Origin of the sequence: Winslowiella sp. 2C04 (genome assembly GCF_050037805.1) — a bacterium.
In the GTDB taxonomy this organism is placed as follows: domain Bacteria; phylum Pseudomonadota; class Gammaproteobacteria; order Enterobacterales; family Enterobacteriaceae; genus Erwinia; species Erwinia toletana_A.
Genome location: NZ_CP188300.1, coordinates 2,631,287 through 2,654,774, shown reverse-complemented (window position 1 = coordinate 2,654,774; position 23,488 = coordinate 2,631,287). Strand labels below are relative to the sequence as shown.

The 23,488-nt window shown below is 53.0% G+C and carries 22 protein-coding genes; 10 read left to right on the top strand and 12 right to left on the bottom strand.

Features of this window, described 5'->3' with window-relative positions:
- Positions 1 to 65 precede the first annotated feature (65 nt).
- The 6 genes from prfA to ACP3TC_RS11800 all read left to right on the top strand — a co-directional run bounded on the left by prfA (position 66) and on the right by ACP3TC_RS11800 (position 4,700).
- Positions 66 to 1,148, top strand: coding sequence for a peptide chain release factor 1 (prfA, locus tag ACP3TC_RS11825; RefSeq protein WP_313857216.1), 1,083 nt, complete (start codon positions 66 to 68; stop codon positions 1,146 to 1,148).
- Positions 1,148 to 1,984 carry a peptide chain release factor N(5)-glutamine methyltransferase gene (gene prmC / locus ACP3TC_RS11820; protein WP_313857217.1) on the top strand — a complete coding sequence of 279 codons (837 nt, stop codon included), beginning with the start codon at positions 1,148 to 1,150 and terminating at the stop codon, positions 1,982 to 1,984. The genes prfA and prmC overlap by 1 nt, the downstream gene beginning before the upstream one ends.
- A gap of 16 nt (positions 1,985 to 2,000) precedes the next feature.
- The gene (locus ACP3TC_RS11815; RefSeq protein WP_426816511.1) at positions 2,001 to 2,399 is read left to right on the top strand and encodes a SirB2 family protein; all 399 of its coding nucleotides are present in this window, start codon (positions 2,001 to 2,003) and stop codon (positions 2,397 to 2,399) included.
- On the top strand, positions 2,396 to 3,205 hold the full coding sequence (gene sirB1, locus ACP3TC_RS11810; protein ID WP_313857220.1) for an invasion regulator SirB1: 810 nt from the start codon (positions 2,396 to 2,398) through the stop codon (positions 3,203 to 3,205). The genes ACP3TC_RS11815 and sirB1 overlap by 4 nt, the downstream gene beginning before the upstream one ends.
- A 35-nt stretch (positions 3,206 to 3,240) precedes the next feature.
- Positions 3,241 to 4,095: a 3-deoxy-8-phosphooctulonate synthase gene (kdsA, locus tag ACP3TC_RS11805; protein ID WP_426816510.1), complete on the top strand. Its 855-nt coding sequence runs from the start codon at positions 3,241 to 3,243 to the stop codon at positions 4,093 to 4,095.
- A gap of 191 nt (positions 4,096 to 4,286) precedes the next feature.
- Entirely contained in the window at positions 4,287 to 4,700 is a 414-nt protein-coding gene (locus ACP3TC_RS11800) for an META domain-containing protein (protein WP_313857222.1), read from the top strand.
- A gap of 51 nt (positions 4,701 to 4,751) precedes the next feature.
- Here the strand turns inward: ACP3TC_RS11800 and chaA are convergent, their stop codons facing one another.
- Positions 4,752 to 5,843, bottom strand: a complete 1,092-nt coding sequence (chaA, locus tag ACP3TC_RS11795) for a sodium-potassium/proton antiporter ChaA (RefSeq protein WP_313857223.1) — start codon at positions 5,841 to 5,843, stop codon at positions 4,752 to 4,754.
- Between the two features lie 678 nt (positions 5,844 to 6,521).
- Here chaA and ACP3TC_RS11790 point away from each other — a divergent pair.
- Positions 6,522 to 7,199, top strand: coding sequence for a gamma-glutamylcyclotransferase (locus tag ACP3TC_RS11790; protein ID WP_313857224.1), 678 nt, complete (start codon positions 6,522 to 6,524; stop codon positions 7,197 to 7,199).
- Positions 7,200 to 7,239: 40 nt separating this feature from the next.
- Here the strand turns inward: ACP3TC_RS11790 and ACP3TC_RS11785 are convergent, their stop codons facing one another.
- From ACP3TC_RS11785 to ACP3TC_RS11735, 11 genes are all read right to left on the bottom strand, one after another.
- Positions 7,240 to 8,439, bottom strand: coding sequence for an MFS transporter (locus tag ACP3TC_RS11785; RefSeq protein ID WP_426816509.1), 1,200 nt, complete (start codon positions 8,437 to 8,439; stop codon positions 7,240 to 7,242).
- Positions 8,436 to 9,749 carry a dTDP-4-dehydrorhamnose 3,5-epimerase family protein gene (locus ACP3TC_RS11780; protein WP_313857226.1) on the bottom strand — a complete coding sequence of 438 codons (1,314 nt, stop codon included), beginning with the start codon at positions 9,747 to 9,749 and terminating at the stop codon, positions 8,436 to 8,438. The genes ACP3TC_RS11785 and ACP3TC_RS11780 overlap by 4 nt, the downstream gene beginning before the upstream one ends.
- A 45-nt stretch (positions 9,750 to 9,794) precedes the next feature.
- Complete coding sequence (locus ACP3TC_RS11775) at positions 9,795 to 10,058, bottom strand: XRE family transcriptional regulator (protein ID WP_313857228.1); 264 nt, start codon at positions 10,056 to 10,058, stop codon at positions 9,795 to 9,797.
- Between the two features lie 374 nt (positions 10,059 to 10,432).
- Complete coding sequence (locus ACP3TC_RS11770; RefSeq protein ID WP_313857229.1) at positions 10,433 to 11,866, bottom strand: serine/threonine protein kinase; 1,434 nt, start codon at positions 11,864 to 11,866, stop codon at positions 10,433 to 10,435.
- A gap of 55 nt (positions 11,867 to 11,921) precedes the next feature.
- On the bottom strand, positions 11,922 to 12,872 hold the full coding sequence (locus ACP3TC_RS11765; protein ID WP_313857231.1) for a hypothetical protein: 951 nt from the start codon (positions 12,870 to 12,872) through the stop codon (positions 11,922 to 11,924).
- 15 nt (positions 12,873 to 12,887) lie between these two features.
- Positions 12,888 to 13,664: a PP2C family protein-serine/threonine phosphatase gene (locus ACP3TC_RS11760; RefSeq protein WP_313857233.1), complete on the bottom strand. Its 777-nt coding sequence runs from the start codon at positions 13,662 to 13,664 to the stop codon at positions 12,888 to 12,890.
- Positions 13,661 to 14,818, bottom strand: a complete 1,158-nt coding sequence (gene tagH, locus ACP3TC_RS11755) for a type VI secretion system-associated FHA domain protein TagH (RefSeq protein ID WP_426816508.1) — start codon at positions 14,816 to 14,818, stop codon at positions 13,661 to 13,663. Before tagH ends, ACP3TC_RS11760 begins: the two co-directional genes overlap by 4 nt.
- A gap of 38 nt (positions 14,819 to 14,856) precedes the next feature.
- Positions 14,857 to 15,555, bottom strand: coding sequence for a type VI secretion system-associated protein TagF (gene tagF / locus ACP3TC_RS11750; protein ID WP_313857236.1), 699 nt, complete (start codon positions 15,553 to 15,555; stop codon positions 14,857 to 14,859).
- Between the two features lie 16 nt (positions 15,556 to 15,571).
- Positions 15,572 to 17,689 (bottom strand): type VI secretion system membrane subunit TssM, encoded by a 2,118-nt coding sequence (gene tssM, locus ACP3TC_RS11745; RefSeq protein WP_426816507.1) that lies wholly within the window; start codon positions 17,687 to 17,689, stop codon positions 15,572 to 15,574.
- Positions 17,686 to 18,906 carry a type IVB secretion system protein IcmH/DotU gene (gene icmH, locus ACP3TC_RS11740; protein ID WP_313857239.1) on the bottom strand — a complete coding sequence of 407 codons (1,221 nt, stop codon included), beginning with the start codon at positions 18,904 to 18,906 and terminating at the stop codon, positions 17,686 to 17,688. The genes tssM and icmH overlap by 4 nt, the downstream gene beginning before the upstream one ends.
- 99 nt (positions 18,907 to 19,005) lie before the next feature.
- A complete protein-coding gene (locus ACP3TC_RS11735) occupies positions 19,006 to 19,521 on the bottom strand; it encodes an SH3 domain-containing protein (protein ID WP_426816506.1) in 516 nt (171 codons plus the stop codon).
- Between the two features lie 264 nt (positions 19,522 to 19,785).
- Between ACP3TC_RS11735 and ACP3TC_RS11730 the strand changes: the two genes are divergently transcribed.
- The 3 genes from ACP3TC_RS11730 (at position 19,786) to ntrB (ending at position 23,480) form a co-directional block, all read left to right on the top strand.
- Entirely contained in the window at positions 19,786 to 21,051 is a 1,266-nt protein-coding gene (locus ACP3TC_RS11730) for a nitrate- and nitrite sensing domain-containing protein (protein ID WP_426816505.1), read from the top strand.
- Between the two features lie 288 nt (positions 21,052 to 21,339).
- Positions 21,340 to 22,590: a CmpA/NrtA family ABC transporter substrate-binding protein gene (locus tag ACP3TC_RS11725; protein ID WP_426818271.1), complete on the top strand. Its 1,251-nt coding sequence runs from the start codon at positions 21,340 to 21,342 to the stop codon at positions 22,588 to 22,590.
- An 11-nt stretch (positions 22,591 to 22,601) separates the two neighbouring features.
- On the top strand, positions 22,602 to 23,480 hold the full coding sequence (gene ntrB, locus ACP3TC_RS11720; protein WP_426816504.1) for a nitrate ABC transporter permease: 879 nt from the start codon (positions 22,602 to 22,604) through the stop codon (positions 23,478 to 23,480).
- The last annotated feature ends 8 nt before the right edge of the window (positions 23,481 to 23,488 follow it).

Sequence of the window (23,488 nt, the reverse complement as noted above, 5' to 3'; positions counted from 1 at the left end):
CGTCAACCGCAGTACCGCGACGCTACCCATTTAACGAACTCTATTTACAAGGTAAATAACACCACATGAAGACTTCTATTGTTGCCAAACTGGAAGCCTTGCAGGAGCGCCACGAAGAAGTGGAGGCGATGCTCGGTGATGCGGGCGTGATCGCCGATCAGGACCGTTTCCGCGCACTGTCTCGCGAATATGCCCAGCTTACCGATGTCAGCCAGTGTTTTCGTCAGTGGCAGCAGGTGCAGGAAGATATTGAAACCGCCGAAATGCTGATCGCCGATCCGGAAATGCGCGATATGGCGCAGGAAGAGTTGAAAGAGGCGCGTGAGCGCAGCGAAGAGCTGGAACAACAGCTGCAGCTGCTGCTGTTACCAAAAGATCCCGATGACGAGCGTAACTGCTATATCGAAGTTCGCGCCGGAACCGGTGGCGATGAAGCGGCAATTTTTGCCGGCGATCTGTTCCGCATGTACAGTCGTTATGCTGAATCTCGCCGCTGGCGTGTCGAAGTCATGAGCGCCAATGAAGGCGAACACGGTGGCTACAAAGAAGTGATCGCCAAAGTGATTGGTGACGGTGCTTACGGCCGCATGAAGTTTGAATCGGGTGGCCATCGCGTGCAGCGCGTGCCGGAAACCGAATCGCAGGGCCGTATTCATACTTCTGCCTGTACGGTAGCAGTGATGCCGGAATTGCCGGAAGCAGAGCTGCCGGATATTAATCCGACCGATCTAAAAATCGATACCTTCCGCTCCTCGGGAGCCGGTGGTCAGCACGTTAACACCACCGATTCGGCTATCCGTATTACGCACTTACCGACCGGTATCGTCGTCGAGTGCCAGGACGAGCGTTCTCAGCATAAAAACAAAGCCAAAGCGTTGGCGGTACTCGGTTCACGTATTCGTGCGGCTGAGATGTCGAAACGTCAGGCTGAAGAAGCCTCAACCCGTCGTAATCTGCTGGGCAGTGGTGATCGTTCCGACCGTAACCGTACCTACAACTTTCCGCAGGGGCGTGTTACCGACCATCGTATTAACCTGACCATTTATCGTCTGGATGAAGTGATGGAAGGGAAACTCGATACGCTGATCGAGCCGATTGTGCAGGAATATCAGGCTGACCAGCTGGCCGCGTTGTCCGAGCAGGATTAATGGATATACGCAGTTGGTTAAAAGCTGCCACTGCCGCGCTGTGCGGCGGTGACAGTCCAAAACGCGATGCGGAAATTTTACTTGGCTTTGTCACCGGCAAATCCCGCAGCTGGTTGATCGCCTTTGATGAAACCGTGCTGACGGCTGAGCAACTTGCGCAGCTGGAAGGGCTGATCGCCCGTCGCGCTCAGGGGGAGCCCGTTGCGCACCTTACCGGCGAGCGCGAGTTCTGGTCACTGCCGCTGCGTGTCTCAGCCGCCACCTTGATTCCCCGCCCTGATACTGAAATTCTCGTCGAACAGGCGCTGGCGCGTCTGCCTGCTGAACCTGCCTCATTACTCGATCTCGGCACCGGCAGCGGTGCCGTGGCGCTGGCGCTGGCCAGTGAACGCCCTGATTGCCAGATAACCGGCGTTGACCGCATTGATGAGGCGGTGGCGTTGGCGCAGGACAACGCCGACAGGTTGCAGCTGACAAACAGCCACTTCTTGCGCAGCGACTGGTTTGCCGCGCTGGAAAATCAACGTTTTGACATGATTGTCAGCAATCCTCCCTATATAGACGCTGAAGACCCGCATCTGTTACAGGGCGATGTGCGCTTTGAACCGCTGAGTGCGCTGGTAGCGGAAGATCATGGGCTGGCTGATATCAAACAGATCGCCGCCGCCGCGCAGGCTTATTTACAGCCAGCGGGCTGGTTGTTATTAGAACATGGCTGGCAGCAGGCGGCGGCAGTGCGGGAAATTTTGCGCCAGCACCATTTTTTACAGGTTGAAACCTGTCAGGATTACGGCGGCAACGATCGCGTTACCGTCGGTCAGAAATCAATATCATAGAGAACAGGACTTTTTTATGGCCGCTTATTACGCAGCAATTAAACACTTCCATCTGCTGACGGTTGCCATCACCATTACCCTCTTTATCCTGCGTTTTTACTGGCTGCAGGCGGGTTCTGCCATGCTGCAACGCCGGTGGGTACGCATTGTTCCCCATCTGAATGATACCTTACTGTTTGTTTCCGGTATTCTGTTGGTAAACATTACTCATTTTTATCCGTTTTCACCGCAAGGTAGCTGGCTGACTGAGAAGCTGTTTGGCGTTATTATCTATATCGTGCTCGGCATTATCGTCCTTGGACGCCGTCCGCGCGCGAATAAAGTGCGCTGGATTGCCTTCATCGTGGCGTTAGTGGTGATCGGAATGATCATCAAGCTGGCCATAAGTAAAATGCCACTGTTGGGGATTGTATGACGTCCGAAGCCAAATTTGATATTTCTGAATCACCGCTGTGTGAAGCGGTGATTGCCGCATCGCGGGCGATTCGCGATGATTTCCCGACCGAAGACGTGGGCTTTCAGCTGCGGGCGCTGGTTGCAGAGGCGCGCGAGTATGTAGCCAGCGAGACCGCTCAGGATTTGAAGCTGGAGAAACTGCTGGAGCTGTTTTATCACCAGTGGGGCTTTGGCGGTGCCAGCGGCATCTATAAACTGTCGGATGCGCTGTGGCTGGATAACGTGCTGAAAAGCCGTCAGGGAACGGCCGTTTCGCTGGGTGTGATTCTGCTGCATATTGCTGAAGAGCTGGACGTTCCGCTGCTGCCGGTCATTTTTCCGACTCAGCTGATCCTGCGTGCTGACTGGCTTGATGGGGAAATGTGGCTGATTAACCCGTTTAACGGTGAAACCCTTGATGAGCATACGCTGGAAGTGTGGCTGAAAGGCAATATCAGCCCGACCGCAGAGCTGTATGAAGACGATCTGGAAGAAGCAGAGTCGACCACTGTGATCCGCAAGATGCTGGATACGCTGAAATCGGCGCTGATGGAAGAGAAGCGCATGGAGATGGCGCTGAATGTCAGCAATGTGCTGCTGCAAATCGATCCCGACGATCCGTATGAAATTCGCGATCGCGGTTTGATCTACGCTCAGCTGGAGTGCGAGCATATCGCGCTAACTGACCTGACCTATTTCGTTGAGCAGTGCCCGGAAGATCCGGTCAGTGAAATGATTAAAGTACAAATTCATTCTATCGAACATAAACAGGTTACGCTTCACTAACCGGTGCAGACCTGAAGAAAGGAAAAGGCGAAGGCATGACTCAAAAAGTGGTTAACATTGGCGACATCAAAGTCGCAAACGATCTGCCATTTGTACTCTTTGGCGGTATGAATGTTCTCGAATCTCGCGATCTGGCGATGCGTATCTGTGAACATTACGTCACCGTGACCGACAAACTCGATATTCCTTACGTATTTAAAGCCTCATTCGATAAAGCTAACCGTTCATCGATTCGCTCTTATCGCGGTCCGGGACTGGAAGAAGGGATGAAAATCTTCCAGGAACTGAAACAGACTTTTGGTGTGAAAGTGATCACTGACGTGCACGAAGCCAGCCAGGCGCAGCCGGTGGCGGATGTGGTTGATGTGATCCAACTGCCTGCTTTCCTTGCGCGTCAGACCGATCTGGTCGAAGCGATGGCGAAAACCGGTGCGGTAATTAACGTTAAGAAGCCGCAGTTCGTCAGCCCGGGTCAGATGGGCAATATCGTTGAGAAGTTCGCTGAGGGCGGCAACGAGCAGGTCATTCTGTGTGACCGTGGTGCCAACTTTGGTTACGACAATCTGGTGGTCGACATGCTGGGCTTCAATGTAATGAAGCAAGTGACTAACGGCAGCCCGGTGATTTTTGACGTCACCCACGCTCTGCAGTGCCGCGACCCGTTTGGTTCCGCATCCAGCGGACGCCGTGGTCAGGTTACCGAACTGGCGCGCGCCGGTATGGCAGTCGGCCTTGCTGGCCTGTTTATCGAAGCGCATCCGGATCCGGCCAACGCGATGTGTGATGGTCCGTCGGCGCTGCCACTGGATAAGCTGGAGCCGTTCCTGAAGCAGATGAAAGCGATTGACGATCTGGTCAAAAGTTTCCCTGAGCTGGATACCAGTAACTGACAGACTTAAGGCCCGCCTCGCGGGCCTTACTTTTATGTAACCTTCCTTCCTGCGTTATCCCGGCATTTGCTTAAAAAACATTACAAAATTCATGGCTTTTAAAGAGTTATCTGCTTGCTGAAAAGCAGGTTAATCAGCATATTATCGTGAAGCCAACACGATTATGGAAATAACCGATAAGGAGCAGTAGCATGACAAAGATTCTTCCACTGGCATTGCTGGTATTGATGGTCAGCGGATGCGCGCGTGACGGTAGCGGTATTAATGCTCAGCAGCTGGCTAAGCACAGTTACACCTTACAAAGCGTCGACGGTGTCGTGGTCAGTAGTGAAATGGGCAAACAGCCGGAGATCGCTATCAGCAGTGATTTGGCCGTTAGCGGCGTGATGTGCAACCGTTTCTTTGGCCAGGGGGAATTGCACGGCAATGTACTGACGGTTAAACAGATGGGGTCAACGCGGATGATGTGTGGCGACAGTCAGCTGAACCGTTGGGATGGCGTGATTGGCGATGTGTTAAATCAGGGAGCAACAGTGAAGCTGGAGCAGGGCAACTTAACCCTGACTGGCGCAGGACACACCCTGAAGTATCAGGCCGCGCAATAAAAAATGGAGCATATCTGGCGATATGCTCCACTGAAAGTTAATCCGCGGCAGTTAGAGCATAATCGTCATCAGATAACCGATAAACAGTGCCAGGTGAGCGGCACCGTTCAGCACATTGGTGCGTCCGGTGGAGAATGAGATATGGCAGAGGATTAACACTGAAATCATGATCACCATTTGCGGTGGTTCAAGACCGAAAATCAGCTGCTGATCGGTTAACGTGGCGATAATCGATACCGCCGGAACGGTTAATGAGATGGTTGCCAGCACCGAACCAAAAAACAGGTTCATCGCACGCTGTACCTGGTTCGCCAGTACCGCCCGAATCGCTCCCAGGCCTTCCGGTGACAGAATCAGTAACGCTACCAGGAAACCGGTGAACTGGGCCGGTGCATTCAGTTCGGTTAACAGGAACTCCAGCGGATTGGCATTCATCTTGGTCACGGCAATCACCGCGATCAGATGCACCAGCAACCAGCAGGTATGCCAGCCGCTACCGTGTACCGAGGGCTTACCGTGATGCGGGTCGTCACCATCATCTTCGTGTTCATAAACGAACAGGCTCTGGTGCGTTTTGGTCTGAATGAGCAGGAATACACCGTACATTGACGCGGAAATGGCCGCGATTAACAGTGCCTGACCTGTAGTGAAGTTGCCGCCCGGCAGCGCGTTTGGAAACACCAGTACCAGTATCGCCAGCGGGAAAATAGCAATCATGTACTGCTTAACCCCGGCGAGATTGACGTACTGGGTGGCGAATTTACGGCCACCTAACAGCAAAGCAAAGCCCACCAGACCAGCGGTGACAATCATGATAATTGAGTACAGGGTATCGCGCATCAGCGCAGGTGCGGCGTCGCCTGTGGCCATCAGCGCCGAGATCAGGCTGACCTCGAGGATCACCACCGATAAACTGAGGATCAGTGACCCATAGGGTTCACCTAAACGGTGCGCCAGCACGTCGGCATGGCGGACAACGCTGAACGCGCTGCTAAGAATGGCAACTAAAGCCAGCACATTGATGCCGACGACAAAAGAGAGAGATTGCGATGAGCCCCACATTGCCAGTACGCCCAGCGCGATAATAGGGAAAATCAGTGAAAATTCTTTATGACGTGTTTTTGAGCCTTCTAGCGCTCCCATAGGCATTCATCTCCTTAATTAGTGCAATTAGCAGAAACCCGAGTCCAGGCTTCTAAGCATTATGTCGCTTCATTTATTTTACAAGCTGTAACAGTGTAACAATGTTCGCGGTATAATTATTCAACTTTACGTTATTTTACCCGTTAAGGGGATTTCTCGCTGACAGAGGTGATAAGTCAGTGTTATCCCGATTATAGGTAAGTTTATCTGTAGGTTATAAGCGTAAAGAACCGCTATAGTCAGGTTTTATTTGAGGTTTTCCTTCATCGTAACAAAGATAAATGATGATTATAGGTCATTTTGAATCATCCCTGTCAAAACTAGCGGCTTAAACATTCTGAAAATGCGCCAGGCCCCGAAATCAGCGGTGTTGAAGCGGCAACGGAGATGCTTTATAACCGCAAAAGTGGCTTAACAGATAGTGGCAAAAATGTTGGCGGTCCCGTGCTCAGGCGCTTGACCCGTCAGCGTTTAACCGCACCTGACAGCGATATCCTTATGAGCAGTGTGGCAAACGATCAATTTTTTTCGCTGCTAACCGACGCCAAACTTGATCGCCAACAAATAAATGCATATGGTCAGCAGAGTAAGCGCAACGCTAAGTGCGCAAATCATTAAATCACTGAATAAAAACGCTCGTCAGTAACAGGGAAGTAAAGCTGTGGCACGGGAGGTTGAATGTTAACGCGGGATTTCTTATTAAAAGCAGACTGCAAAACTGCTTTTGGATCGATCGAGGAGTCGCTGCTGTGGACCTGCGAACAGCGCGCAGCATCGCTGGCGGCAGCATTAACCTGCCGTCCGGATAACAGCCCGGTGTGGATTTTTGGTTATGGTTCACTGATGTGGAATCCGATCTTTGAATCAGACGAAGTTGCCAGCGGCACGCTACATGGCTGGCACCGCGCTTTCTGCCTGCGGCTGACGGCCGGACGCGGGACTCATCATCAGCCGGGCCGCATGCTGGCGCTGAAAGAGGGTGGCAAAACCAGCGGACTGGCATTTCGCCTGCCGGAAGACAAGCTGTATGAAGAGCTTGAGCTGCTGTGGAAACGCGAAATGATCACCGGCTGTTATTTGCCGACCTGGTGCGAGCTGGCGCTGGAAGACGGCCGTAAAGTGACCGCGCTGGTGTTTGTGATGGATCCGCGCCATCCGCTGTATGAGTCCGACAGCCGATCCACCACCATTGCGCCTTTAATCGCTCATGCCAGTGGTCCGCTAGGCACTAACGCGCAGTACCTATATTCTCTTGAGCAGGAGTTGAGCAAGCGTGGCATGCATGATGATTGTCTGACCGACTTAGTGCAGCAGGTGCGCGAGTTGCAGAGTTGTCATCACGGGATGCAGGGCTAAGCGCGTTACCACAGGCGGCAATGACGCCGCTTGTGGCCTGCTAACCGATGGCCGCTTTGCGTTTTAACAGCAGCAGCAGTAGGGCGCCCGAAATAAAAGTTATCACTACCGCCGTCATCATCAGCCAGAGAACAGCCTGGTTGTTCCCCGCCAGCAAGAACAGAGTGAAGCCAACCACCGGAAGAATCGACTGACAAAACAGCACCACCAGCGATGAGGTGCTCGCCAGTATGGGTGTTGGAATAATTTCTATCCGCATTACCCGGTTTATATTGCCGGTAATGACCTTACCAATAATCGTGCTGGCATAGCATAAAACGAAGATTATCAGGGAAGAGGTATGAAAGATTAACAGCAGGGAAGGGATGATGATAATCACTAAGCCAGTGGATAACAGCAGTGTTCTTGATAGTCTTGCCAGCATCGCGCTATAAAGATAAGTGCCTGCAACGCCACAAACGCCGGCAGCGACATCAATAAGGCCGAAGTATTTGACCGGCAGCTGCATATTTTGGTCAATTAAAGCGGTGCCGGCTGACTCGACTAAGCCATCAAACATATTGTTACCGACGGCCAGACCGATAATCGCCAGTATCACTGGCGTGGACAGAATAAACTGTAAAGCGATAAACGGATGTTTTGGCGGCGCGAGGGTTAACCCTGTTGCCGGGAAGTGCGCCGCTTCCTGAACCTTGTCAAGCTGGCCAGCATGGCGATAAAAGTACCAGGCATTAATCAAGTAAAACACGCAGGGTATCAACAGCAGAGTTTTATAACCGTAATCAATCAGCAGCATGCCGACTACCGGGCCAATTATCATGCCGAGGAAATCCATTCTTGCCATCAAATTAACATGATGCTCGCGCTGCTTACTTAACATGGCGATGAGCTTCTCATAGGCAATCATGGTTTGCGAATTACCGATGGAAATCAGACTGCCGGTGGCACCAAAAGCAATGGCGATAGTCAGTGGGTCAGTAAAATTACTGAAAATAAGTAATAAACATCCGGCGGTTTTAATGCAGTCAGAAATAATCGATAACGGCCTGACGCCGGTGTTGTCGATATATTTTCCGATTAACGGGATTAAAATTAAGCGCGGCAACCACCAAATGGCATAGGATAACCCGGAATAAGCCAGGCTACCCGTGAGCAGATAAACCACCACCGGCGTTAAAAAAACCATCAACCCATCAGCGGTCAATACTAAAAAAAGTAAGGAGAATAATCGATTGGTCATTGGCTAGCCTTGTCTTTTACTTTTTCTTTTAACAGTACCTTGACATTTTTTCCAGTGATTTCATCGTAGACTATAACTGATTTCGGTGTGTTATGTGTTGGTGGTTGTTTCAATATTTCATTTTGTCTGGCTACCATATCAACATAATAATCAATGTCAGCCTCTGTCTGATTTGTATCGTAGCTGATATAATCACTGTTCTCTATAGGCCAGTCGATAATGTCATGCCCTGGTAAGTAATCACCTTTTTCATCAAGATAGATAACAGGACGATTTACGGTAATGATATTGGCCATATTGAGCAAGGCATGTGCAACCCCGCACGGGATAATGAGTTCAACATCAGGAGATGGATAGAATGTCAGCTCATCTTTTACAAATAAGGTATCTGATCCCTTTCTCATGTCAACCAGCATCAGCGTGAGTTGCTGACTTTTACTTCCAAGAAACACCAAGTGGTCTTCCTGACCAAGATGCAATCCGTAAGAGTCAAAGTCATAATTCTTTGTTCCGTGTTCGACAAGATATAATGGAGATTTTCTCGTGAGAGGAATAATACAACTCTCTTTTCCTGTTTTAATCGACGGCAGTAATCTAAATAATACGCCATTAATACTGGATAGGGATAGGTCAGTTTTACTGATTCCCTCGATTTTTTCTCTTATCTTCAAATTTACTTTTTTACCATCATCAAGCACAAACTCACGTGTCTCAGCGTGTTGATACTGATGATTTATCAAATTCTCTGCCTGAAAATCTGCCACCCTATGGTAAACTAAATCCGATGCTTCTTCTGACATGGGCTGATAACCAACTATATCATTTGTCGAGATGTTTTCCGGAATGTTGATAATGTCATTTTCTGGCGACCATTGTGTATTGCTATGGTGTATCTGATCCAGTGGTGGCAGGAGAATTTTATAGGTATTTAAAGTAAATATATTTTCAAGATTATGAAAAGTGTGCGCAACCCCAGGGGGAATAATCAGTGTTTTCTCTGATGAGGGAGTAATGTAAAAACTCACTCTTTGTTTGAATGTTGAAGAGTTTTTACGACAATCAATGAACTTTGCGAGTATTAGCTGCTTTTCATTACCGAGGAAGGTTAAAGTATCCTGTTGCCCAAGATGAATTCCATATTGTCCATACTTAAATTTACTTTCACCATGATATACAATGTTGACAGGATAAGTTGTTGGGAAGGGGATGACAAATGAGTCTTCTTGTCCATTATTAATCCGCCAGCGAGGGACCCAGTGAAGGCCCTCAATCAAAATTTCACTGTTTAATACTTCAATGTTATGACTCATATTTTTGTCCAGTTGAAGAAAGGCAGCACAGGCTGCCTTATTTTATCAAATATTCACTATTTCAATGTCATAACCGGCTTCCTTTGCACTACTTAACAACGAGCAAAGATTACTGGTATTCAACTTGGCATATTTATCATCTGCTGGAGCATTTTTTATGCCGGCTAAATAGGCTAATTTGTCAATTGCCGCAGTGGTCGCATTTTTGGTTTGTAGAATCATGTCGGTGAAGACATTAGTATCAATTTCTTGATCTACAACTTGGGGGGCATGTTTATACATTTTTGCAACTTCAGAAAGCGTATTCATAAAACACCTCTCTAAGATATATTTAAGATTGCTGGTAAGGATTATTGGGGAATGCTTTAAGAGAATTAACTTAAACTACGATAATATTATTACCATCAGTCTGAATGGAATGTCAATGATTTTAATTTCTCACTTTAATGAGCTAATACTATTATTGAATTATTGAATTATATTTTAATGATGCTTTTAGTATTAAAGGTAGTAATTATCATGATTATTATTAGGTTGTAGTGCGGAACATTGAAGCAAACGAGACCCGATAATCAGGGTCTCTTGTTAAGTATGGGCGGAACGTTAACGTCCTGATTGCTGATTTTTTATTTTCATCAAACAGGTCTATTCACTACCTGATCCTGTTCGGCTGGCATCAGCCATCATTTCAGACCAGGATTGATCAGCCAGGTACCCGCACGATCAATTTTCACCGTCTGCGTACGCACCCGATCTTTCTGATGTACTTCAATATTATATTCACCGGCCGCCAGATTGAGCGATGCCAGACCATTGCTGGCGGGCTTAATCTCCACAGCATTACCGTTCAGCACCACCGACTCACCGTTTTCCAGCTTCAGATAAACCGTTGCCAGCGCGGGTGTATCGCTGCCGGTGACGGTCAGCGGTTTTGCCGCTGGCAGACTGCTGACAGCGGCGGAGTGTTCCACTACGCTACTGCCGCTCTTATCGCGATTAATCAATACCGTCAGTGCAATCACCGCCAGCAATGCAAGGCCACTGAGCAGCATCAGGGCAGGGGAGACGCGACGTGGAGCGGCTGGCGTGATGACATTATCCGCCGCACCGGCTGTCGGGTTCACCGCCAGTATCACTGCTTCGGCAGCGGTGGTTTCGTCCGGTTGCTGAGCTTCCTCATTGGGTGGCGTTACCGTGCTTACCAGCTCCTGCACTTCGCTGACCGGTAAATCGATCAAGGCTGCCAACTGGTCGATATTCTGCGGTCGATCTTCCGGCTTCATCGCCAGCGCGCGATCGATAGCGTGCAGCAGTGGCAGCGAATAGCCCTCGGGTTGCAGCTGCGCCAGCGGTTGATAGCTGTCTTCAATGCAGCGCACCACACTGGTTGGTGGCGGGTGGCCGGTGACCAGCGTATGCAGCACGGCACCCAATGCGTAGATATCGGTCCATGGCCCTTGCTCGCTGTCGCTCTCTTCGCTGTATTGCTCAATCGGGGCGAAACCGGGCTTCAGCATAATTTCGGTTTCATCCGCCAGGTTGCCAATCTCTTTACGCGCTGAGCCGAAGTCCAGCAGTACCGGCAACTGATTTTCCTGAATCTGGATATTATCGAGAGAGATATCGCGATGCAGATAGCCCGCACGATGAATGGTATTGATTGCCCCAAACAGCGGTGACAGCAGCTGGCGAATCCAGCTCTCGTTTATCGCTTGCGGGCTGGTGAGCTGCCACTCTTTCAGCGTCATCCCGCTGTAAAACAGCGTACCCATATAGGCAGTGCCGTTCTCTTCCCAAAAGCGTAACACATGCAGCAGGCCGGGATGATTAAAGCGCGCCAGCAGGCGGGCTTCCTGAATAAAACTGTTCAGACCGGCATGGAACATTTTATGGTAACGCTCGCCGCGCAGACCAAGGCTCAGATCCTCGTTGCGCATCGCCAGCGAAATGGGCATGTACTCTTTGATGGCGATGGTGCGTTCTAATAAATGGTCCCAGGCGCGATAGACAATACCGAATCCACCGCCGCCAATCACTTCTTTGATTTCGAATTCATTGAAACGGTGCCCGGCAGGTAATGCATTTGGCACGGTTTTTTGATTCTCATTTGCCGACATATTTGACACTCTCTGAGAGCTAACGGCCTGATTACTGCAGGCAGTACGCCTGCGATTAATTTAAGATACGGTATGCGCCAATTGCCGGATCGGCGAGATCGGCATGCAGTTCATCGACCAGCATCACATTCAGCTTCACTTTCCGATCGTACTGCGCTGCCCAGCTTTTCTTCACCGCATCGACGCGGCTTTTTACCGCGGCCATATCCTCTGCGGCGTTCTTATCCATTTTTACCAGCAGCGTGCCGCTGAATGACCAGGCGTGCAGATGATGATCAAACGGCAGGACCAGCCAGCTGTCGGCAGCCTGTTTACTGCCGATCACCATGCGCTGGTTATTGATCGTTACGATATCCAGCCCGTTGGCGGACGAACGCATATTCACCAGTGGATAACCCCGCCAGAAGCTGATCGGCACTGGGATTTCTTTTCCGTCGGTTGACAGCGTCAGCTGGCTCTCGCCTTCCAGCCAGCCCTCGCGGGAGCAGCTCAGCGCGCCATCGTCGGGAATAAACAGCGATTGGCCATTTTCATTCCACCAGGTGCGGAAATGGCAACCGCTGGGCAGGTCAAAACGCTGCAACGGCTGACTGTCTGCCGGGCGCGAAAGATCGAGCGGGGCGGCATTGGCAGAGGTGGCCGTGGCGGTTGCATCGGCTGTTACTGTCGGCTGCCAGCGCTGCATTTTGCTGGCGTTGCCGCTGGCAAGTACCGAGCCTTTTTTATCGGTCATCTGCCACGGCAATGTCTCCAGCTGGTGACATTGTCCGGCTAACAGCGTGCCGACGCGCGGCAGGAAGTCGCTCAGTATTTGCGACTCTTTGCTCTCACCCGATACAATGCGCAGGTGAAGTGCTGGCTGGCACCAGTCCTCCGGCGCATTGCTGACGACATTATCGATAAACACTTCCAGTTCGAGACTCGGTGAATAGACCACCCGGTAATCCTCTGCACTGGCGGCAGAAGCCATTAACACTGTCAAAACGCCGGGCAACCAGTATTTCATAACGTTCCTTGGGGGTTAATCGCGAGGCGGCAAGAAGCGCGCCGAGTCAGACAATGATTGTAGTAACGTCGTATCCTGTGGCGAACCGATCCACACGGCTACGGCGCTTAAATTATCGCTTTTGCTACTGCGATCTATAGCTTTCTGCATCAGCGCCAGCCACTCTTCAGGTGAGTTAACCATGCGCAATGCCTGTTCCATCTCTTCCGGCTGCAAATTCAGCCAGAAACCATCGGTACAGACTAAAAAAGCATCGCCGTCTTCCAGTTCCACCACATCGCTGTAACTGGCCTCTCGTTCGGCTTCTGCACCGAGCGCATTATAAAGTAAATTACTGTTAATTCCGGTATTTTCATAGCCCGCGTCCTTCATCTGCTGTGCCAGACTGTGGTCACGAGTCACCTGTTCAATATAACCGCGACGGAAGTGATAAATGCGGCTGTCACCTGCGTGCGCCCACCACGCCAGCGCTTGGGTGCGGTCAATAAACAGTGCCGCAAGGGTGGTGCTCATCCGCTGTAGTTTCGGATTTATCTGTTGTGCATCACGCAGCGTGCGGGCAGTTTTTTCTACTGCCTGACGAGTTTGTTGCGGATTGGCCGCGCGGCCACCATCCAGCTGGCCGAGTAAAGTGTCGCGCGTAATTCGCGCCGCTTTCTCACCGCCCGGCAGCCCTGCCACGCCATCACACACCAGAAAACAGGCACTGCGTTCACCCAACAGGCTGCCGGTTAAGTCCTGATTGCTCTGCCTTGCGCCAGTCTGGGACATTGAGCTAAAGGTAACCTTCATTCGGCGTCCGCTTTTAGTTGTGAATCTTTATACTGATTAACCTCAACGTCATAGGCATGCAGAAACGCTTCGCCAAACAGCGTATGAAAGTCATCCTCAATTTCGCCCGCGGTATTTTGGTAATCGCGCACAAAATAGTCCCACATTGCGGCTTTGCGTGAGCTGGTAAAACTCATTTTACTCACCACACCTTCGCGTCTGGCCTGATCTTCCAGCCGCTGCGGATTAAACGACTGTAGCATGGCGGCGATAATCGCACGGATTCCGGCGATCATACCTAACTGATGGGCCTGTAAATCAACCAGCGCATCGCGGACCGCGTGTTCAGGCTGCATAAAACCCGGCATCTGGCTCTGGTACATCTGCATCAGTACGGTTTTACCCGAGGGCAGGATCTTGAACGGATTATTCGCCTCATTCAGGATCATGGTCATTTCCGCTTTCACGCCGCGTTTTAAAATCGAGCGTGAGGACAACAGTGCCACCGTACCTTGTGAAAACAGGCTTAACATGCGGCCGGTCATGCGCATATCTTCTTCCGTCAGCGGCAGTTCGCTTTGTCGGCTGTCGAGCCCCATCCCTTCCAGCAGAGCCTGAATCAATTTTTCATTACTGCAAGCGGAGCTCTGTTCACTGTGCTCGCGGGTCTGGTGTGGCAGCGGATCGATATCCAGCCGTGCGCTGTTGTGCTTTATTGCGCGAACCGTTGGGGTTTCGCTGTTGCTGTTGTCATGAGTCGCAGCGACGATGGGCTGTTCCGCAGCCAGAATTCCTAACGGATCGGCAGCCAGCGCCGCGTCCTGACTAAACAGGGCGAGTGGATCAAGGTTGCCTGCCTGCGACTGAGTAGGGTCGACGACGTTTATCTGATAATCGCCGATCCCGAGCGCGTCTCCGTGTTGCAGCTCAACCTGATGGCCGCGCGCCAGCGGCACGCCATTCAGCATCACCGATGTCACGCTGCCACGATTGGTCAGACGACACTCTCCGCTGGCGGCGACATGTACCAATGCTTGCAGGCGTGAAATGGCGCGATCCTCATCAGGCAGCACCAGATCGTTGTCGACGCTGCGGCCGATGGTGCCGCCCGGTGGCAGAAAATCAACCGCGGTTGGCGTTATCTCGGTACTGCTTTGCACAAGGATAAATCGCATAAAATTCCTGCATTAATAGGCCAGGTCGGCAAGTCGTGCTACTCAAACATCGGCGGATAAAGGCCGTTACGACCCGGTTGCGCACCTGCCGCCGGGTTGAAAAGCAGCGAAAAAAGTTGCGCGGTCAGATTACCGCTGTGTTTATGGGTAGCGTGAGGATAGCCATCACTGCGGTTGCTCCACCAGTAACTGATATAGCGTTGTGGATCAAAATTATCAGCCACTTCACGCCAGCCAAGCGTTATGGGCAAATTCTGATAGCCAATCACATCCATAATCGCCGATCGTTGATTTTTCGGCAGCGGCAGTGGCGGCAGTGCCAGTAAGCGGCTTTCCATCGCATCGGGAGACAGACGATCCCTGACGCCATGAAGCAGCGTATCGCCAAGTTCATGATACCAGTCGCCGGAAAGAGCCAGTTGCGCCGGGTGCCACTCGCTGAGGGAAAAACTGCGCAATGCCAGCAGTGGCCAGGCGCGGCCAACCCGATCGCGTGAGGGCAGTAAACAGCCCATCTGAATGCGCTGTACGCCAGGGGTGGCAGGCAGCACGAAGTTCCAGACTGGCGCACGCAGAAAATCATTGCTGCTGACGTCGTTGTGATAATGCCACCAGGTCAAACCTTGCTGAAACCAGTTTGACCAGCTGGCGACAATCGGTTCAGGCAAGCGCCGCTGGAGAAAGTCACCGGTAGACGGCAGCTTCCCGTACCAACCGGGATGTATATTTTCAGCCATAATCCTGTCCATCTGATTAGTGCACACCCTGTGTGTCTGGCGGAAGAAGCCCCCCTGGCGTTGATGCCAGCGCATGACTGTTACTGCCAGCCTTTTCCAGATTATCTGCCAGCTTACGCATCATTAGTGCGTTATCGCGTGCATAAGGCGAAGTCTGAATTTGTCGATCAAGCAGCTGGCTGAGATGCCAGTCCAGCTGCTGTAAATCCCGGGTCGTCACCGTGGACCTCAGGGAACGCTGGAAATTCTGCATCACCCAGCCGCGCAGAAACTCACCGTCGTAATTGCGTGGTTGATACAGCATCTGGTAAGCACGTAGCGCATTGCGGCTGAATTCGCTGTCATTGCCCTGATCATTACGCAGGGTGGTGGTTATCTGTCGCGCCACGCGTGGCAACAGCAGCGAACGTAACGCATTCTGATACAGCGTCCATGCGGCGTCGCTGACCTGATCGCCGCGATAGAGCCCACCGCGCAGGCTCATCGGCGGATGATCAAGCGAAAACTCTGCCGGCTGAGGTAACTTCACCAGGCCATTCAGGAACGGCAGCAGTGCGAGCATATCTGCCGCATCGTCGTCGACATGGCTAAAACTCTCTGCCTGCTGACTGATGGCCGGGACGCGCGCCGCAATCTGCTGCAAATAGTGCTGATTCTGATAATAGCTCACCAGCCAGTAACCGGTGGTGAACATCAGCATCGCGGCCAGCGCGCCGTAGCCAATCCAGTGCAGCAGACGGTTACGGTACTCCCATGAACGGTCGCTGCCTGCCAGTCCGCTCTCTTTAAAAATAACCTCACACAGCAAGTCACGAATAAAGAAGCTCTGGCCCTTATTGGCCGGGATCGGCGCTGCACGATTAACGCTGTCCCAGCTGGCGATTGAATGGCTGTGCGGCTGGGGTAATTGCAGCTTGCGCGTCAGTTCACCCATCACCCGATCAAACGGCAATCCTTCCTGAGTACCACTGGTAAAGAACAGCCCGCGTGCCGACCACGCAACGTCGCCCGCATCCGTTGAAAAGATAACATCAAGATATTCCGCCAGCAGGGGGCGAAGTGAGGCAAATTCCTGCGGAAACAGGAAGCAGTCGGCGCGCTGAGTTAAGTCATTTTCTGCGGCCATTTTAGCGGACAGTCCGGCGTTCAGCCGGGCGGAAAGCTCCAGGAATTGCTGCTCGAACAGCGTGTTCAGTTCACGTTCACTGTCGCGATTCGGCTGCCATGGAAAGGTAAAGCCCCAGGTCCGATCGCGCTGTGCTTTATCGAGGCTGGCAAAATAACTCATAAAACCTTTCAGCAGGTCGGTCTTGGTGACCATCAGATAAACCGGGAAGTGGATGCCGGTCTGCTGATGAAGTTCATCCATTCGACTGCGCAACGCGCTGGCCTGGCGATGGCGCGCATCGGCAGAGTCACTCAGCAAATCGGCGACGCTGATGGTAATAATTACCCCGTTAATCGGCTGGCGTGCGCGGTAGTGCTTGAGCAGATTGATAAAGGTCTGCCATTCGCTGGCGTCGCGGGCGCGCATGCTCTCCTGCATCGTATAGCGTCCGGCGGTATCCAGCAGCACGGCGCGATCGGTAAACCACCAGTCACAATGGCGAGTACCGCCAATGCCGCGTATCGCCTGTTTTCCCAGCGTATCCGTCAGCGGGAAGTCCAGGCCAGAGTTGATCAGCGCGGTGGTTTTACCGGCACCCGGCGCGCCGACGATCATATACCACGGCAACTGATAGAGATAACGAGCACTGTAGCGCTGCAACCAGCCCACGCGGGGTTTTTGATAGAAATGCGCCTTTTTCAGCAGGGTGGCAGCCTGATTAAAACGCGCGCTTAACAGCTCTTCCGTCGCCATCAGCTCACCCTGATCGACACTGCTGTCCTGCAAATTGTGCAGCAGCTTGCTGTTAAACCAGGCGCTATACAAACGGGGGATCAGCTGCAATAAGATCCAGAGGAAGTAGCAGAAGCCGGTCAACACCTGACGATTGATTTTTGCTTCCAGCGGACGTAAGTCATTAATAGCGATCAGCGGTCCCAGCATCCAGATTACGCTGGAAAGTGCGGTGATACCGATAAAGCCCCATAGCAGGCGGCTGGTAAGCAGTGAGGTGAGGTTGCGCATCACGGCGTTCCTTTGTTAACCGTGCTGGCCGACTCGGGAGTGGCAAACAGGGTGATTTCAACGCGCCGGTTACGCGCGCGATTCTCCGGGCTGTCATTGGGGTGCAGAGCTGCGCTGTCACCACGGCCTTCGGCTCTGATGCTGTGTCCCATCGCCAGCTGCTGGCGTAGCAGGGCGCTAATTGTGCGCGCCTGCGCCTGCGAATATTCGTAGTTGGATGCAAAGCGGCTACTGTTCAGCGGTTGATTATCGGTGTACACCGTGACCACTACACTGCCTTTGATATCGCTCATCGCCGCCGCGACGCGCGCGATCAACGCCCGGCCAACCGGATTGAGTGCGGTAGCCGCGTGGTCGAACAGTTTATCGCTCGACAGCATCACTTTGCTGCCAAAGGGGCCGTCGCTGACTTCCAACTGACCGGCAGCAATCACGTCACTGAGTGATTTACGCAAATCGAGCAGACGCTGGGGCGAACTGAAGTTTCGGCTGTTTTTCACCTGCGGCAGCGGGATTTGATAGATATCGCGTAACAGCGGTTCGGCGGCATTACCCAGACGCCAGTTCAGCCCGCTGTAGATCATGCAGGCGATAAATGCCGTCACCGCAATGCAGGCCCAGAGCGGCACTGGCGCTCGCCACAGCGTGCTCTGCTGCGGCCTGACTACCACCTGCGAAGTCGGCGGCGATGGCGAGTTATTGCGGGTGGACGCGATCAATTGTGCAAGGCGGCTGCGAATCGCTTCACACTGCTCGCGTCCATTGGCGGCCCCGCGATAACGACCTTCATAACCGAGCAGTAAGCAGTAATGAATCACTTCCAGCAGCCACAGATGCTGTTGCGGTGACTGCGAGATACGTGACAGCAGCTGAAAGAATTTCTCGCCACCCCAGCTTTCATTATGGAAGGTGACCAGCAGCCCGTTACCTGACCAGACGCCACGCGTGCCCCACGGCGTCTGTGCGGCAGCTTCGTCCAGCACGCTGCATAAGCAGTAGCGGGCACCAATAATCATCTCAAACGGCAGTTCCAGCTGTTTACAGCGGGCTTCAAACTGCCGGATTTCATCGACCAGCTGGTAGCGCAGCCCGGCCGGATCGTCATGAGTCGCCGCCTGGCGAATCTGCACAATCGCATTCAGCAAAGGCGCGGCGGCGGCATGGAGTGGGTTTTCGGCGCTCGCATAGTGCGTATCGCGGGCAGCAAGTTCCGGCGTCATGGGTGATTGTAAATCCTGGCTTGGTGTCTGATCCATCAGAGCACTTTATCGGTTTAATAAGCAGAAAAGGCGCTGCTTAGCGCCTTACACGTCAACGGGCTAATCGAGTATCCAGGTGGCGGTGTCCTTGCTGCGGCAGGCTTTACTGTCACCTCCGACATCAACACACACCTGCTGCCTGGCAGCTTTACGCGGGCGTGGGCGATCGCTTTGCACCGTGGCATCATAGCGTTCGCTGGGTACGCCAGCTTTCAGTGGCACATAGCCGACTAACTGCTGCTGACCCTCGTCGGCAATCGCCAGCCAATGATTTTCCACCGTGCCTAAGACGGTAAATGGCTTACCGGAGTCCAGATAACCGACAATTTTCCCACTGTAATCGGGGGTGGTCATGACCGAAGATTTATACAGTGCGCGCCAGGTTTGATTAACCGGCTTAAACCTCTGCGGCGCCTGAACCGCATAGCGGTGAGTGAGTGTTACTCCCGCAACCTCACTGGTCACCAGCGAGTCATCCGTCAGGGGCGGCGGTGGCGCCTTACATCCCGCGACAACAAGCACAGCTAACAGCGTTAACGCGATACGAATTTTCACAGTAATCCTCGTGAATGTCATCAGAGCGTCTGGACAATTGCAGACATGACGGCGTAACAATGAACAGCTTCAGGCGGTTAATTCACCGCTGAATGCCGCAGCAACGGCGCGAAAAATTGTTCAGTTTTACAAAAAGATAAAGCTGGCGTCAGTCTACCTGACACTTTTGAGATTTAAAACCATTGCAGCCTAAAGGTGATCATGTTATTTCGGCCTGCGCCAGGGCGAGACGGCACGGCTTTTGCTTAATCTGCCTTATCTTGTCAGCACGCCGGAAACGCCTTAATGAATCACGCCACGCCATCCGCCCTGAATTACTTACTGGCTTCACGTCAGAGTGAAATCGCCAGCCTGCGCAATTTGCTGCATACCGGACGGCTGATCGGCCAGATTAGCCAGTTGATCCATGTGCTGCAACGTGAACGTGGAGCCTCAAATATCTGGATCTGTTCGCAGGGCAAGTTGTTTGGCGACGAGTTGCCACAGCGCGCACGCGATGTCAGCCGCGAGTGCGACGCGATGACTGCGTTACTGCCGGGTACAGAAACCGGCCCGCTGGCCGGTAGCAGCCGTCTGTATGCTCGGATTGCCGCCGCGCTACAGGGGCTGAGCGACCTTGACGCGCTGCGACAGCAGGTAAAACGGCTGGCGGTGAGTCATGATGTGGCGATGGAACGCTTTAACCAGATTATTCGCCAGCTGCTTAACCTGGTGTTTGAAGCCGCCGATACCGCCAGCGATCCGCAGGTGTCGCGCGCGTTGATCGCCATGTTCAGTTTTATGCAGGGAAAAGAGCTGGCGGGTCAGGAACGTGCGATCGGTTCAGCGGGTTTTGCCGCTGGTGTTTTCAGCACGGCCCAGAGTAAAACGCTGGTGGCATTGATTGAGCAGCAGCAGCGCTGCTTCGCCACCTTCAGCCAGTTTGCCGATGCGCAGAGCTTACAGTTATGGCGCACTATTGCCGAAGCCGACAGCGAAACAGAGCGCCTGCGTCGGGTGGCCTGTATGAGCAGCAAAACTGAAGAAAGCGGGGCGCTGCGCTGGTTCCAGCTGTTGACTAAACGGCTTGATGGCATGAAAGGGGTGGAAGACCAGCTGGAAACGACCCTGATGCAGTGCTGCCGCAGCACCATTAAGCGCGCCGAAACGGCAGAGGCGCTGGGCGATTCCAGTGAACAATGGCAGATCCTGAATCAGCAGCAGGGCTACAGCCTGTATGTTGGCGGCGCGGATTGGCTGGAGCAGCACAGTACTACGCTGGATTCTGAAGGTGTTTCGCCGCAGCTCGGGCGTTCGGTACTGACCCTGATTCAGCAGCAGGCGCAGCGCTTGCAGGCGCAGGCGGATGAACTGGCGATGATGCGTGCCACGCTTAACGATCGTAAGCAGATTGATCAGGCAAAGCTGCTGCTGATGAAACATCACCAGTGCAGTGAAGAGCAGGCGTGGCAGACACTGCGCAAAATGGCGATGAACCAAAACAAAAGGGTGGCGGAGATAGCGGCGGCGATGCTGTCGGTAGCGGCGGCATTTGCCGATACCCCGAAATGAGTATCTGCACAAAGGGTGTGCGTTTTATGCCTCAGTATAGTGCGTAATACGCGATATTCTGTCGCCAGATAATCCCAACCGATGCGGTAAAGCGGCTAAATAGCGAATTTACTGAGCTTTAGCCACCGATAAAAAAGCTGGCACAGTGCTTGCAACACTTTCTGGACAAATAACGCATTTGTTTCACCAACGGCGGTGTAATGAGTGCTTTGGATAAAGGCGTCCTGCCGCATGCATTTGCATGTCGGAGGACGCCTTTTTTTATTTCTTTTTTCCAGGAAGCTAATGATGAGCAAAGACGGATTTCCGCTGTCACGACGCCGATTCCTTACCGGCAGCGCCATATTAACCGGCAGCTATTTCGTGCCGGGTTTAATCAACAGTGTCTGGGCTGCCGGATCGGACGCGCCGGAAAAAACAGAAATTCGCGTCGGCTTTATTCCATTAACCGATTGCGCCCCGGTGATTATGGCGGCGCTAAAGGGCTTTGATAAAAAGTACGGTATCAGCATCATCCCAAGCAAAGAAGCCAGCTGGGCGGCGGTGCGCGACAAACTGACTTCCGGTGAACTGGATGCGGCGCACCTGCTGTATGGCATGTTATACGGTCTGCAACTGGGCATTGCCGGGCCGCAGCATCAGATGGCTAATCTGATGACGCTGAACAATAACGGTCAGGCCATTACCTTGTCGAACCAGCTGAAAGCCATGAAGGTCACCGATGCCGCCAGCCTGAAGCAGGCGGTGGCGGCAAAACCGGCCGGAACCTACACCTTTGCCCATACCTTTCCCACCAGCACCCATGCGATGTGGCTCTACTACTGGCTGGCTAATGCCGGTATCAACCCGTTTGATGATGTGCGCACCGTAGTGGTGCCGCCACCGCAGATGGTGATGAATATGAAAATAGGCAATATGAGCGGCTATTGCGTGGGCGAGCCGTGGAACCAACGGGCGATTAGCGACAATATTGGCTTCACTGCCGCCACCTCGCAGCAGATCTGGCCGGATCATCCGGAGAAAGTGCTGGGCACCCGGGCCGCGTGGGTCGATGAACATCCCAACAGCGCCCGCGCCCTGACCGCAGCGGTGCTGGAGGCGGCGCGCTGGATTGATGCTTCCGATGCCAACCGCCGCGAAACCGCCGTCGCAATCGCCAGTCGTGCGTATCTCAACACCAAAGTGGAAACCATTGAAGGCCGCATGCTCGGCGACTATGACAATGGGCTGGGTAAGCAGTGGAAAGATCAACATGCGATGCGCTTCTTCCACGATGGCGCGGTCAGTTTTCCTTATCTCTCCGACGGTATGTGGTTCCTGACCCAGCAACAACGCTGGGGGCTGCTGAAGCAGGAGCCGGATTACCTCGCCGTTGCCCGCGCAGTTAACCGTATCGATATCTATAAACAGGCGGCCAGCGCAGTGGGCAACGTGGCATTGCCGGGTAGTGAAATGCGCAGCAGTACCCTGATTGACGGCAAGGTGTGGGATGGCAGTAAACCTGCCGAATACGCCGCCAGTTTCGCCATCAAACGTTGAGGAGAGTGAAGATGACCAGTGAAGCCCGCGTGGTGGCGATCACCGCCAATACCCCGAACAGTAAAGCAGACATTACTCCACTTAAACCGGCCCACAAACCGGCAATGAAGCAGCGCCGCACTTTCCTGCGCCCGCTGATGCAGCGGGTGATTCCGCCGTGCTGCGGCCTGCTGGTGCTGATTGCCATCTGGCAGGTAGCCGCGCTTAACAGCAGCGGTTTTCCGACGCCGGTCGACACCTGGCAGGCGGCGGTAACGCTGTTTGCCGATCCGTTTTATAACGCCGGTCCAAACGATCAGGGTATTGGCTGGAATGTGCTGGCCTCATTACAGCGCGTAGCCATCGGCTTTGGGCTGGCGGCGCTGGTCGGTATTCCGGCCGGTTTTCTGATTGGCCGCTTTACCTTTCTGGCGCGCATGCTGAATCCGATTATTGCGCTGCTGCGCCCGGTCAGCCCGCTGGCATGGCTGCCGATTGGCCTGCTGCTGTTTCAGCGCGCCGAACCGGCCTCCAGCTGGACCATCTTTATCTGCTCGATCTGGCCAATGATCATCAATACCGCCGAAGGGGTGCAGCGGATCCCGCAGGACTATCTCAACGTGGCGCGAGTGCTGAAACTTTCTGAGTGGACGGTAATGCGCAAAATTCTGTTTCCGGCGGTATTACCGTCGGTACTGACCGGCGTTCGGCTGTCGATTGGTATCGCCTGGCTGGTGATTGTCGCCGCCGAGATGCTGACCGGCGGTCTGGGGATTGGCTTCTGGATCTGGAACGAATGGAACAACCTCAACGTCGAGCACATCCTGATTGCCATTGTGATTATCGGCGTCGTTGGTCTGCTGCTTGAGCAGGCGCTGATGCTGCTGGCACGTCGTTTTAGCTGGGAATAAACCGGAGA